Below are 13,938 nucleotides of genomic sequence, written 5' to 3'. Positions count from 1 at the left end.
TTATAAAAGCATTTTATAAAATTTAATAATTTTTCTTGTTACTTTATATTGACACTAATAGATAACCATGTTAAAATTACAATTGAGAATTGTTTTCAATAAGGAGTGATTATTATAAGTATTTACGATTTAAAGCCAGGTGATAAAGCGTACATTGACTCTGTTTGCGGAGATGATAAGTTTGCTAAAAGATTACTCGCATTAGGCTTCATAGAAGGTACTGAAGTTAAATTAGTAGCTACTGCACCTCTAGGAGATCCTATAATTATAAATTTACGTGGTTTCAATTTAGCCATTAGAAAAAATGATGCTAAAAATATATCTATAAAAAATGCGTAATTATTATACCGAGACATAATAAGGAGGATTTGAATGATTACTGCTGCTTTATTAGGTAATCCTAACGTTGGTAAAACAACTCTATTTAACTCACTTACAGGATCTAACCAATACGTAGGTAATTGGGCTGGAGTAACAGTAGAAAAAAAAGAAGGCTTTATAGCAAATAAAATTAAAATTGTTGACTTGCCTGGTATTTATGCCATGGACACTTATTCAAACGAAGAAAAAGTGTCCAAGGAATTTTTGCAAAGCGGTAACGTAGATGTAATTATAAATATTGTTGATGCGTCAAGCCTTGATAGAAATTTATACCTTACAACTCAATTAAAGCAATTTAACAAGCCAATAATTTTAGTATTAAACATGATAGACGTAGCAATATCCAAGGGAATAGACATTAATTTTAAACTTTTAGAGCAAAAACTAGGGGTGAAAATAATACCTATAGTAGCTTCAAAAGGTAAAGGTATTTCTGATGTTAAAGATTGTCTTCTTAAAAAGGATTATATTACTACCTCTACAAATGATCTAAAATTTAAAGATGAAAAAGAAACTTATTCCTATATTGAAGGTTTACTAAAATCAATCACTAATAAAAATAAAAATAATAAAGTTTCTATTACAGAAAAAATAGATAAAATTGTGCTTAATAGAATACTTGCTTATCCACTATTTTTCGGAAGTTTATTTTTGATTTTTATGTTTACATTTACCTGGGTAGGACAACCTTTAGCTGATTTTCTGGATACTTTGCTTAATGATCTTTTTGTTCCATTTTTAAGTAATATACTATCGGGGAACAGCGCTTGGTTTTCTTCTCTAATAATTGATGGTATCGTAGGCGGAGTAGGTTCCGTAATAGTTTTTTTACCAGTTATACTTGCATTATTCTTAGGAATTTCATTTTTAGAAGACAGTGGATACATGGCAAGAGCTGCTTTTATAATGGATAAGTTAATGAGAAAAATGGGCTTATCAGGTAAAGCTTTTATTCCTTTAATTGTTGGTTTCGGTTGCTCTGTGCCAGCTATAATGTCTGCCAGAACTCTAGAGAGTGATAAAGACAGAAAATTAACCGCACTTTTAGTTCCTCTTATGTCCTGCAATGCTAGGCTTCCTGTTTACGCATTGTTTGCATCAGTATTTTTTCCTGGGAGAGAAACATTCATGGTATTTTCATTATACTTAATGGGTATTGGTTTAGCCTTTGGACTTGGGCTACTATTCAAAAAAACTTTATTCAAAAAGGATGAAGAACCTTTTATTATAGAATTGCCTGTATATAAAATACCAGAACCAAAGAGCTTATTAATACACACTTGGGAAAAAGGTAAAGGATTTTTAAAGAAAGCTGGTACTATAATCTTCTCAATTTCCGTAATAGTATGGTTTTTATCAAATTTCAATACTACAGGTATGGTTGATATAAACATTAGCTTTTTAGCTTCTATCGGAAAATTTATAAACCCAGTATTTATACCCCTTGGATTTGCTTCATGGCAAAATTCAGTAGCACTTTTAACTGGTCTTATGGCTAAGGAAGTAGTTGTAGGTACAATGGGTGTTATATATGGAGGTAATTTAAAACATATTTTAGCTAATTATTTTACTCCGCTATCCGCTTATAGTTTCTTAGTTTTCGTATTATTATACACTCCTTGTGTATCAGTAATCGCAACTATGAAAAAGGAATACGGAAATAAAATGGCAATTTTTTCTTTAACATATCAATTGCTATTAGCTTGGATAATTTCTTTTATAATATTTAATGTAGGTAGTATTATAATAGGATAATAAAAAATATATAGTATAAAATATGTAGTATAAAATATAAAGAGGTGATGCTAGCGTGGAATTTATTATTGTTGGTATGATTATTGTTGTAGCTGGATATATCTTGTATTCCAATATAAAAAAACAAGCAAATGGTGATTGTGGTTGTGGAAATGGCTGTAAAGGCTGTAGCCATAGTTGCGAGACAAAGCCATCTAATAAAATTCAATAAAAAAACAGTGGTATAGTACATTTTTGTACTATACCACTGTTTTTTTATAATATCTTAACTCTGCGCTATTTTGCTAATATAGATAACCTGTTACTCACCATTTTTAGCGGTTCATTAGTGTTTCTATTCCTTTTCAAAAGAGCCATTTGTTTTTTAGCTAATTTTTCTTTTCTCTTAAGATCCAAATCATTTTCAATAGTGTTAACTACATTGAAAATTTTAGGCAAATTCACAACATCTTCATAATTATGAAGCATAAGAATTCCCTTTGATTTTTCATCATGTTTTACTAAGTATTCATTATACAGTTCAACCCACATAGCTCCATTTATTTCATCTTTTCTCTTAATGCCAGTAAACTGCTCTACACTTTTTAAACTGCAACTTTTAATTCCCATTTTTTTATGAAAGGGTCTTATAATCCTAAACAAATCTATATGTTCCCTAGGCATTCTAAACCCAAGATTATATCTATACATCTTTCTAATTATGAAGGGCTCATCAAAGGCTGTTCCGTTATAAGAACACCATCTTTTAAAATTACCCATCGCTTTCTTAAGTTCTTTCAAAAGACTCTCCTCGTCGCTTGGCGCCTCAGCAAAATATTGAACGATTTCAAATTCATCTTTGTTTAAGTAATACCCTAAAGATATCAATACTATTTTATCATATTCCATATCGAAACCTGTAGCTTCAATATCTAAATACGCAATAGTATCCATCTTATATTTGGTGAAAATTTCATTAGGCAAAATAACCTTAATTTGATATTTTTTGATAAACATAGTTCCCCCTAATCTATAAAAAAAAGAAAAGTATATATTACAACAAATGTGTTTTTTATTTGCTAAATAATTCTAAACAAGTTTTATATTTTTCTATAATATAATAATACATTAAAAATAGCGTTATTGCAAATTATTGCAATAACGCAAATTCAAAGGAATACCGAGCATATGCTACATTCTGTCTACAACTTCTATCCCTATAAGGTTTAATGCATTCTTAATTACCTGACATGTAGATTCTACCATTTTAATTTTTGCTTTTTTATTGGATTCGTCTTCTAAATTTGATATATTGTGCTGATTATAAAATTTATTAAATGCCTTTGCTACCTCAATAACATATCTTGTAACCATAGATGGTTCTAATTTATCAATAGCAGCCATAATTGCGCTTTGGAAACCTTCTAACTGCTTAACAAGTTCAAATTCTTCTTTAGAATTTAGTTTATTATAATCAGGTTCTACATTAGTTCTAATTTCATTAGTTTCAAATTTATTGCTATTTTCTCCAACTTTTCTTAATATGCTTTTTGCTCTTGCATAAGTATATTGCACATAAGGACCTGTTTCTCCGTCAAAGCTAAGCATTTCTTCCCAATTGAAGATAATATCTCTTTCTCTATGATTTTTTAAATAAGTGAATACAATAGCACCTATTCCTACTTTTTTAGCTACATCTTCTTTGTTTTCTAGATCTGGGTTTTTTTCATTTATTACTTCAAGAGTCTTAACCACTGCTTGATCTAATAATTCATCTAAGAAAATAACATCACCTTTTCTTGTAGATAATTTTTTATCTGCAAATCTTACTGTGCCAAAAGGTACATGCACACAATCATCTGCCCACTTATTGCCCATAAGCTTTAAAGTAGTAAATACTTGCTTAAAATGAAGAGCTTGATCTTTTCCAACTACATAAATATTTTTATGAAAATCATAAGTCTTCTTTCTATAAGTTGCTGCAGCTAAATCACGAGTAGCATAAATTGTAGCACCATCTGATTTTTTAATTATGCAAGGTGGTATATTGTACTCATCGAGCATTACAACTTTAGCTCCATTACTGTCTACAAGTAGGCCCTTTGAATCTATGTCTTTTATTATGTCATCCATTTTATCGCAGTAAAAGCTTTCCCCAGCATAAGAATCAAATTCAACATTTAAAATTTTATAAAGTTTTTTAAACTCTACTAGGCTTAAGTCTCTAAATTTAGTCCAAAGCTTTACTTCATCAACGCATCCGTCTTCTAATTTCCTGAAATACATTTTTGCTTCATCATTAAGTGTTGGGTCAATATCAGCTTCTTCATGGAATTTTACATAAATTCTTAATAATTCATTAATGGGCTCTTTTTCTAATGCATCTTCGTCTACCCAGTTTTTATAAGCATAAATAAGCTTACCAAATTGTGTTCCCCAATCACCAAGATGATTAATTCCAGTACAATTATATCCTTCAAAAGAAAGTATCTTATATAAAGAGTTACCTATAACTGTAGTGAATAAATGTCCTACGTGAAATGGCTTTGCTATATTAGGCGATGAATACTCTACTATCATATTCTTACCTTCACCTATTTTAGATGAACCATAGCTTTCTCCCTCTTCTAATATTTTTTCCACAGTATTTTTAATAAATACTCCTTTGTCTAGGAAGAAATTTAAGTAAGGACCAAAGCACTCTATTTTTTCAAAACCATCATTTTCAATTTTTCCTTTTAAATCATTCGCTATCATATTAGGCGCTTTTTTCATAGTTTTTGCTAATTGAAAACACGGAAAAGCAAACTCTCCCATTTCAGGTCTTGGGGGTATTTCAATTAAATTCTCTATTGTTTCTATATCTAGATCCACCAATTGTTTAATTCTTTCTGCAACTATTTTTTTATAATCCATAAAAATTCCCTCCTGTATTGTTCTGGGGTAGATAACAATTGTTATCCCTCCTGCGCTGCATTTCACTTGATACACTTATTAATTGTTATCCTAATTTGAAAATCCATGTATATTTTAATATAACAAAAACCCATCTCTAAATAAAGAGACGGGTTATACTTCCGCTGTACCACTCTAGTTGACTATAAAGTCCACTCAATGTTTTAACGCTACTCGCGGCTTACCCTATAAGAGTCAAAAATTATTACTTTTAACTAGTTCAGGCAGCTTCTCCAAGGTTCTCTTCCTAAAATTAATTTAGTATTAACTTTGTTAAATAGTTGCCCACTTAACTTCCTATACCTTACAAGGCTTACACTCTACCCTTGCTCGCTTTAAGATTAATAAGAAAGTACTGTCCTTTTCATGGAATTTAATGATTATATGTTTACTCGATAATAGCTTATATTATATCATCACCAGTACATATTTGTCAATTTTTTTACTATTGGGTTTATATATTATATAAATCTTATTAATTCTTAATTTGCTCTAAAAACTTTATTAAATCTGTAATTGGCTCTTTACAAGTAAAATTTTCACAAATATAAGCAGTAGTTTTTCCCTCCAAGGGTTTATGTGCTTTTAACTCATTATTAATAGAATTTAGCCTTTCATCACCAGTGTTTATTACTACTGTAGCAAATGGGAGGTAATTGCTATTAATTTCTTTAATCATAGCTTTAGTAACGCTACCCTGCTCTTCTCCTGCGATAATAATATCCTTTCCTGGTACCTTGCTATATAATAGTGCCGTCATAAAATAAGCATGAGCACTTTCTATAGTTTTAACCTTTGAAGCAAAAGCCTCAAATTGCCCGTATGCCTCATTTTCTAATTCACTATTACCACTTAATCTAGCAAGCCTTAACATATTTAAAGTAGCCACTGAATTACCTGAAGGCATAGCACCATCATAAATATCTTTAGGCCTAACAATTAGTTCTTCTCCGTCAATTCCATATAAAAACAATCCACCTTGCTCTTCATCTTTAAACAACTTAATCATATTTTCATTAAGCTCTATTGCTTTAGTTAAGTATTTTACATTAAAAGTAGATTCATATAACTCAATTAAAGCATGCACAATGAAAGCGTAATCTTCTAAATAACCTAAATGGGCTATTTCACCTTCTCTGTATCTAGCCATTAATCTTCCTTTTTCATTAATCATGTTACTTAAAATAAAATCCATAGCCTTTTCCGCCTGACTAATATAAGTGTTATTTTCAAAAATTCTTCCACCATAAGCGAGCGTCGCAATCATAAGGCCATTCCATGAGGTTAATATCTTGTCATCCTTATAGGGATGAATTCTTTTTTCTCTATATTCAAATAACTTTTGTCTCATTTCTTCTAATTTGTGATCTATTTCTTCATCTGTCTTAGAGCTACTTTTTTTGCCAATAAGATTTGGAATATTCCTACCTTCAAAATTGCCTTCCACAGTTATATTGTAACGTTCACAATAGGTTTCATAAAGCTTCTCACCTAGAACTAAACTTACTTCCTTTAACGTTAATAAATAATATGTGCCTTCTTCTCCCTCACTATCTGCATCCTCTGCTGAGTAAAAGCCGCCCTCTGGAGACGTCATATCCCTTAATATATAAGTGAAGATTTTTTCAGCCACTTCTTTGTAGAATACTTTTCCTGTAGCTTCAAACGCTTCAATATATACTGCGGCTATTAGCGCATTATCATATAACATTTTTTCGAAGTGAGGTATAAGCCATCTCTCATCTGTGGAATACCTTGAGAATCCAAAACCTATATGGTCAAAAATCCCACCCTCATACATGGCTTCCAAAGTTTTTTCTACCATTTCTAATGCTTTAGGCTCATGATAATTTTTCCAGTATCTTAATAAAAATTGCAAATTGTGAGGTGCAGGAAATTTGGGAGACCTTCCAAATCCACCATAATTGCTATCAAATACACTCTTAAAGCTAATATATGCATTATGTATTTCATCCTCGCCTATTTCTTCTCCTAGTTCTACTAGATTAACCTTTTTATTAATGTTTTTTATATGCTCTACTATTTTTTCACTAGATGCTACAATATTCTCTCTTTCTTCATTCCACTGCTGTGCAATAGAATTCAGTACATCCTTTATGCCTGGCATTCCATGTCTACTTTCCATTGGAAAATATGTACCAGCATAAAATGGTTTTTTATCTGGTGTCATAAAAATAGTTAAGGGCCATCCACCACTTCCAGTTAAAGTTTGGCATACCGTCATATAAATACTGTCTATATCTGGGCGTTCCTCTCTATCTACCTTTATTGCTACAAAATATTTATTTAAAATAGCTGCTACTTCTTCATTTTCAAAAGATTCTTTCTCCATGACATGACACCAATGACAAGTTGAATAACCGATTGAAAGGAAGATTGGTTTATCTTCTGCTTTTGCTTTGGCAAAGGCTTCTTCTGACCACGGATTCCAATTTACTGGGTTATACGCATGTTGCAGAAGGTATGGAGACTTTTCATTAATTAATCTGTTAGGTTTTCTGTTTTGTTTAATAGTTCCTAGTTTAGTCATAGCTACAACAACTCCTATCAAATATGTATTAACATATATTATACCCAAGGTAACTACTTTAAGTCCCTAATTTAAGTGAGATAATATTAGGTTCTGTAGCAGTAACTTTACCATTGCTTAACTCCATTTATAAAAGTAATTTATAGTATCAAAAATACTAGTGTGATACATGAAAATCATACTAACTGTAGAGATGAATGTGATCATAATATTAAAAATCACACTTCAATGAAGGTAATATATTATCCTTGTCCCTGTAATTGCAATCCTAATCCTGGAATACCAACAATAAGACAGGTTAGAGTTATCGGAATAGTTGCACCAATGGCAATATATGAAGCTGTTGTAATGCTGGCGGTAACTAAAAGTAGTACTGGTCATATTGATAATTATTATGTTACTGATGAATACGATAATTCCGCAAGCAGTACTCCACTTGCAATAGACAAAATTTATAATATTGCTGTTCTTCCACAAGCAAATCCAGGTGATACTGAAAATGTAGTTTTTTATGGATCCTATAAAGGAAAGATGGAATTATTTATTTGAACTACCACCACTTACAGAAGTGGTGATAGTTCACAAATAAGTCATTTCTAGGTGATGCCAGCTATTAAAATAACAATTGATTCTATAGATTAATATTAACTTCTTAATATGTGCAGTAACACCTATTTACAATATAGACTACCTATAATCAAACTATTTTATGATTATAATTAGTACAAAATTTATAAAGACTGCAGATTGATTAAGTAAAGATTATGGTCACAATCCTCTATAATTTCTTCTCAAGTAAATAAAACAATCCTTTTCTCCAGTTTGTTTCTCCAACCTTTTTATATCCAAGTGTTTCATACATTTTTAAGGCATATGGATTTAAAGAAAAAGCATCTAATCTAATAGATTGTATTCCCTCTCTCTGTAATAAATCCTCAATCATAATGATTGTATTTTTTCCTGTTTTTTGGTTCTGATAAATTAGGTTAACACATAATCTATGTATTACAGCAAACCTTTCATTATTATATTCCCAATCACCATTTTTATACTGCTCGTCAAATTCATTATTGACAACTACAACAGAAACAATGATATCATCTTTAATTCCAACATACATTTGTTTTTTTAATATATCTTGTTCGAGAATTGTATTGTCGGGGTATATTTCGTCCCATTGTGGTATGTTATTTTCATTCATTGCATTAATTGCACCCTTAAATATATCTATGATTATATTTAAATCCTCCTGTTCTGCCTTTCTGATTTTCATAGCACCACTCCTTATCATTTTATAAATAATCTTTCCTCCGCATAACAATACACTTTCGAAACAACTCTTATGAAGATTATAACATTATTTTACATGATGCTATATACTTTTATAAATATCTCCATACACAAAGTTACTTTAGTTAATCGTAATTATATGACTTAAAGCAAGATGTTTTTCTTTTTTTGTTATATGGGGATTAATGTAATATTTTTCGTTTATTTATAGTATGATAAATATATATGGCTTATATACACATTTAAGTTAATCACTTACAAATATAGTTGATGCAGTAAACCATATTGCTTAGATGTATAGAAGTAATAGCTGTGTAATTGATCCAACCTTTTGTACTTTGAATAAAAGCGGTGTATGCATTGTGCATAGATCTATGACAAAAGTACAAAATGATTTAAATGCAGAACTAGAAAGTATAAATTTTAGACAACTAGTAGATGAAGAAGATTAGTTATGCATACTTAATCTTACCAATGAAACTACACCAAAAAGATATACTATGGGCAGTGTACGCAAAAATGATATTTTGTACACTAATAAAAATATAACCCCATAAATTTAACAACATTCCAGCTCCGTAGGAGATGATTTAACCGAGACGTCATAAGTTTATATATCAAGCTATTAGTGAAAGGGGATAATTTCATGAACAAAGTTATGGATTTAGATGGAGTAATGGAAAAGGTTCACGATGGAGCGACAATTATGTTTGGTGGCTTTCTAGGGGTGGGTGCACCGCTTAAAGCGATTGACAAATTAGTAGAAAAAGGTGTTAAAGAGTTAACTATAATATCAATAGTTAACTCTTATCCCGGTCAGGATTTTGACATTGCACGATTGTACAAAAACAAGCAAGTTAAAAAATTAATAACTGCTCATTCTAGCACTTGCCAGCTTGCTTTAGAGCAATTTAAAAACGGAGATATTGAAATTGAATACTTTCCAATGGGTAGTCTTGTTGAAAAAATTAGAGCAGCTGGTTCTGGATTAGGTGGTGTTCTTACCACTACAGGTGTAGGTACACTAGTTGAAGACGGTAAACAAAAACTTATAATAGAGGGTAAAATGTATTTAATTGAATTGCCGCTGAAGGCTGATTTTGCATTTATTAAAGGTTATAAAGGCGATAGATTAGGAAATATACAATATCGTGGCTTAGGCATTAATACCAATCCAATTATGGCAATGGGTGCAGACTATACAGTAGCCGAAGTGAATGAAATAGTTGATGTTGGTGGTATTGAACCTGAATGCGTAGGTACACCAAGTGTATTTGTGCAAGCCGTTGTACAAGGATATTCATTTGATGAACATAAACAAGTATATACTGATTTGTGGGTTCGTTCTAATCAATTAAAATAATTGATTATTTATAAATCAAAGGAGGTAATTAAGTATGGAAGCAAGAGAAATAATTGCTCGTAGGGCAGCTAAGGAACTAAGTAATGATCAAGTAGTGAATTTAGGGTTTGGAATGCCTACAGCAGTTGCCAATTATTTAGCTGAGGGTGTGGAAGTAATATTGCAATCCGAAAACGGTTGCTTAATGTTTGGCCCTACGCCAAAACTAGGCAAGGAAGATCCGGATATTGCAAACTCTGGTGGTCAACCTATTAGCCTACTAACCGGAGCTGCGGTTTTTGATTTGGCTACATCATTTTGCATTATTCGTGGAGGGCATGTTGACGCCACAGTACTTGGCGCACTTGAAGTAGATCAAGAGGGTAGTATTGCAAACTGGGCTATGCCGCTAGCTCCAGGAAAATTTGCACCAGGTATGGGAGGGGCTATGGATTTAGTAAATGGCGCTCGCAAAGTTATTGCTACATTGAAACATTCTAGTAAGAGTGGATCTAAAATACTAAAAAAATGCCTACTTCCAATTACAGGTAAAGGCGTAGTTGATGTTATCGTTACTGAAAAAGCAGTATTTGAGGTAACGCCTACTGGACTGGTACTTACTGAAATATTTGAAGGCCTAAATGTTGAGGATATTCGTAGTATTACAGAAGCTGATTTTACAGTTTCTGATAAGGTAGCTGTATATCAGTTGTAGATGTTTATTTTCAAAATTGTTTATATACCAGAATTAAATCATCTTCTAAAACAAAACTCCCACTTTTATAAATAGGAGTTTTGTTTTAAAGTCCGTAAAAGAATAGACGAACTGAGGGTTAGGCAAACAGAATCGTTTTCTTTTAAAAAAATACTATGAATCAGATATTATAAAATCCTTATAATAATTACAGGTGCAAAGCACCCAAAATCAACGGTGGTTCCTTCTCAATCAAATTATTCATAGAATCAAAATCTCTATTTTGCATTGCTTTTGCTTCATCACTGAAACCATTATCCTATTGTTTTGCTTTATATCTTTCTCTTGAATTTTATCTTAATGGCTTAAAACCTTTTAATCGTAATGCATTTGTTAATACTGAGACTGAACTAAAACTCATTGCCAGTGCTGCAATAATAGGATTTAGAAGTGGGCCTCCAAATAAATGTAGTATTCCCATTGCAACTGGTATTCCTAATATATTGTAACCAAAAGCCCAAAATAAATTTTGCTTTATATTTGTTATAGTTCTCTTACTTAATTGTAGCGCTGTAGGTACGTCCATTAAATCGCTTCTCATAAGCACAATATCCGCCGATTCAATTGCTACGTCTGTACCGGATCCTATTGCAATACCAATGTCAGCCTGTGCAAGTGCAGGTGCATCGTTTATTCCATCTCCAACCATAGCAACCTTTTTTCCTTCCACTTGAAGCTTTTTAACTTCATTTGCTTTATCCTCAGGCAGAACTTCCGCTAGTATTCTATCAATACCAACTTGCCTTCCAATAGCTGCTGCAGTCCTTTTGTTATCACCTGTTATCATTGCAACTTCTATTCCCATACTATGGAGTCTATCTATGGCCTTTTTACTATTTCCTTTAACAGTGTCAGCAACTGCAATGATTCCACTTAACTCGTTTTCTATGGCAATATACATTGGGGTCTTACCTTCTTCAGCTAGTCTGTTTGAAACATCTTCTAATTTTTCTAAAGAAATTTCACTTTCTAACATAAGTTTCCTATTTCCTAGCATTATTTTATTACCGTCTATACTAACTTCTATTCCATACCCAGGTATAGCTTTAAAGCTATCTACCTTTTTTAATTCTAGTGATTTTTCTTCTGCGTCTTTGACTATAGCCTCACCTAATGGATGCTCAGATCCTTTTTCTGCTGAGGCTGCTATTTGAAGTAAAAATTCCTGGTCAGTACCCTCTAAAGTAACTATATCAGTTACCTTTGGTTTTCCCTGCGTAAGTGTTCCAGTCTTATCAAATACTATAGTTTGAATTTTATGTGCAGTTTCAAGCGCTGTACCACTTTTGATAAGTACTCCATATTCTGCACCTTTTCCTGTTCCAACCATTATTGCTGTAGGTGTTGCAAGGCCCAGAGCACAAGGGCACGCTATTACAAGCACCGAAATGAATATTGTTAGAGAAAACACTGACGTTTCTCCAGATAAAAACCAAGCTAAAGACGAAACTAGGGCAAGTCCTATAACCACAGGTACAAAGTAACCTGATATAACATCTGCCATTGCAGCTATTGGAGCTTTTGAGCCTTGAGCATTTTCTACTAAGGTTATTATTTGTGAAAGTGCCGTATCTTTACCAACTTTAGTTGCTTTATATTTAATAGCTCCATTTTTATTTATACTTGCACCAATTATATTATGTCCAATACTTTTTTCAACTGGCATGCTCTCACCTGTAAGCATTGACTCATCTACAGACGTAGTTCCGTCTATTACCTCGCCATCTACAGGCATTTTCTCTCCAGGCCTCACTACTACTATATCTCCAACTTCTACTTCGTCAATTGGAATCTCTATTTCTTTATTACCGCGAATTATCATTGCAGTTTTTGGGGCAAGGCCCATAAGCTTTTTAATTGCCTCGGAGGTTTTCCCCTTAGTTACTGCTTCTAAATACTTCCCAAGAGTTATAAGTGTCAAAATTACTCCCGCTGATTCAAAATACATTTCATAATCCATATTTCCCATAATCGTTATTTCAAATACAGCAAATAAACTATATAAAAATGCCGCAGAGGTTCCGATGGATATAAGTGAATCCATATTGGGGCTTAATCTAAATAATGATTTGAAACCAACTATAAAATATTTTTTACCTGTATACATTATTGGTAGAACAAGTAGTAATTGTAGAATAGCATAAGTCTCCATATGCATCATTGGATTAATAGCTTCAGGTAATGTAATAATCATGGGTATCATTGCAACTAGTAACAATGGGATTCCAAAAATTGCAGATATTAAAAATCTATTCCATAAAGACTTTATCTCTTTTTCTTTTTTTTCTTTATCAGCGTCTACATTACTTTCATCCTCTAGAGCCTTATATCCGGCTTTTTCGATTGCCTTCTTTATATCTGCTGTCCTTACTAATGATGGTTCAAAAGAAATAGTTAATTTTTCTGTTGCGAAGTTTACATTTGATTCTACAACTCCATTAAGTTTTCTAGTTGTTCTTTCTATATTCTTAGCGCAGGCCGAACAAGTCATTCCTTCAATCTTTAATGTTTTATTAGTTGTTTGAACTACTATTTTGTACCCAGCTTTTTCAACTGCACTTTGTATATCTGATAATTTAATTTTTGACTCATCATAATTTATATTTAATTTTTCTGTAGCAAAATTTACACTTGCATCGTAAACCCCTGGTAATTTTTTTGAAACTCTTTCTATAGTCTTAGCACAGGCTGAACAAGTCATTCCCTCTATTTTTAATAGTTTTGTTTCCAATTTATATTGCCTCCTTATAACTTTATTATTTATCCATAATCTTTGAGAGTAAATCAATTATCTCTTCAATCTTCTATTTGTCCTTTTGAAGTTTTCAATGATTGTAATGCCATTACTTTTTCTTGATTCATTTAAGCATCTCCTTACCCCCCCCACGTATAGGGTACTATTGATTGTATTATACACCATAAATTATATAA

General features: G+C 31.9%; 12 protein-coding genes. 7 read left to right on the top strand and 5 right to left on the bottom strand.

Annotation, left to right across the window (positions count from 1 at the left end; genetic code table 11):
• Window positions 1-114: 114 nt before the first annotated feature.
• Genes ACWJJ7_RS17145 through ACWJJ7_RS17135 form a run of 3 tightly spaced genes read left to right on the top strand, consistent with a single transcriptional unit; the run spans window position 115 to window position 2,347 of the window.
• Window positions 115-339: a FeoA family protein gene (locus ACWJJ7_RS17145; protein ID WP_462965031.1), complete on the top strand. Its 225-nt coding sequence runs from the start codon at window positions 115-117 to the stop codon at window positions 337-339.
• Between the two features lie 33 nt (window positions 340-372).
• The gene (gene feoB / locus ACWJJ7_RS17140; protein ID WP_462963160.1) at window positions 373-2,136 is read left to right on the top strand and encodes a ferrous iron transport protein B; all 1,764 of its coding nucleotides are present in this window, start codon (window positions 373-375) and stop codon (window positions 2,134-2,136) included.
• Window positions 2,137-2,191: 55 nt separating this feature from the next.
• Entirely contained in the window at window positions 2,192-2,347 is a 156-nt protein-coding gene (locus ACWJJ7_RS17135) for a FeoB-associated Cys-rich membrane protein (protein WP_462963159.1), read from the top strand.
• Between the two features lie 65 nt (window positions 2,348-2,412).
• On the opposite strand, the gene ACWJJ7_RS17130 is transcribed toward ACWJJ7_RS17135, so the two are convergent.
• The 3 genes from ACWJJ7_RS17130 to ACWJJ7_RS17120 all read right to left on the bottom strand — a co-directional run bounded on the left by ACWJJ7_RS17130 (window position 2,413) and on the right by ACWJJ7_RS17120 (window position 7,621).
• A complete protein-coding gene (locus tag ACWJJ7_RS17130) occupies window positions 2,413-3,132 on the bottom strand; it encodes a ribonuclease H-like domain-containing protein (protein WP_462963158.1) in 720 nt (239 codons plus the stop codon).
• Between the two features lie 174 nt (window positions 3,133-3,306).
• Window positions 3,307-5,031, bottom strand: a complete 1,725-nt coding sequence (gene argS / locus ACWJJ7_RS17125; protein ID WP_462963157.1) for an arginine--tRNA ligase — start codon at window positions 5,029-5,031, stop codon at window positions 3,307-3,309.
• A gap of 514 nt (window positions 5,032-5,545) precedes the next feature.
• A complete protein-coding gene (locus ACWJJ7_RS17120; RefSeq protein WP_462963156.1) occupies window positions 5,546-7,621 on the bottom strand; it encodes a thioredoxin domain-containing protein in 2,076 nt (691 codons plus the stop codon).
• A 228-nt stretch (window positions 7,622-7,849) separates the two neighbouring features.
• On the opposite strand from ACWJJ7_RS17120, the gene ACWJJ7_RS17115 reads away from it, so the two are divergent.
• A complete protein-coding gene (locus ACWJJ7_RS17115; RefSeq protein ID WP_462963155.1) occupies window positions 7,850-8,170 on the top strand; it encodes a hypothetical protein in 321 nt (106 codons plus the stop codon).
• Between the two features lie 229 nt (window positions 8,171-8,399).
• On the opposite strand, the gene ACWJJ7_RS17110 is transcribed toward ACWJJ7_RS17115, so the two are convergent.
• Window positions 8,400-8,894 carry a GNAT family N-acetyltransferase gene (locus ACWJJ7_RS17110; RefSeq protein WP_462963154.1) on the bottom strand — a complete coding sequence of 165 codons (495 nt, stop codon included), beginning with the start codon at window positions 8,892-8,894 and terminating at the stop codon, window positions 8,400-8,402.
• A 310-nt stretch (window positions 8,895-9,204) separates the two neighbouring features.
• Between ACWJJ7_RS17110 and ACWJJ7_RS17105 the strand changes: the two genes are divergently transcribed.
• From ACWJJ7_RS17105 to ACWJJ7_RS17095, 3 genes are all read left to right on the top strand, one after another.
• Window positions 9,205-9,363, top strand: coding sequence for a hypothetical protein (locus ACWJJ7_RS17105; protein WP_462963153.1), 159 nt, complete (start codon window positions 9,205-9,207; stop codon window positions 9,361-9,363).
• 194 nt (window positions 9,364-9,557) lie between these two features.
• Entirely contained in the window at window positions 9,558-10,274 is a 717-nt protein-coding gene (locus tag ACWJJ7_RS17100) for a CoA transferase subunit A (RefSeq protein ID WP_462963152.1), read from the top strand.
• Window positions 10,275-10,308: 34 nt separating this feature from the next.
• Window positions 10,309-10,968 (top strand): 3-oxoacid CoA-transferase subunit B, encoded by a 660-nt coding sequence (locus tag ACWJJ7_RS17095; protein WP_462963151.1) that lies wholly within the window; start codon window positions 10,309-10,311, stop codon window positions 10,966-10,968.
• 331 nt (window positions 10,969-11,299) lie between these two features.
• Here the strand turns inward: ACWJJ7_RS17095 and ACWJJ7_RS17090 are convergent, their stop codons facing one another.
• A complete protein-coding gene (locus tag ACWJJ7_RS17090) occupies window positions 11,300-13,738 on the bottom strand; it encodes a heavy metal translocating P-type ATPase (RefSeq protein WP_462963150.1) in 2,439 nt (812 codons plus the stop codon).
• Between the last annotated feature and the right edge of the window lie 200 nt (window positions 13,739-13,938).

It is taken from the genome of Clostridium sp. CM042 (assembly GCF_055080995.1).
This window is presented reverse-complemented; position numbering and strand designations above follow the sequence as displayed.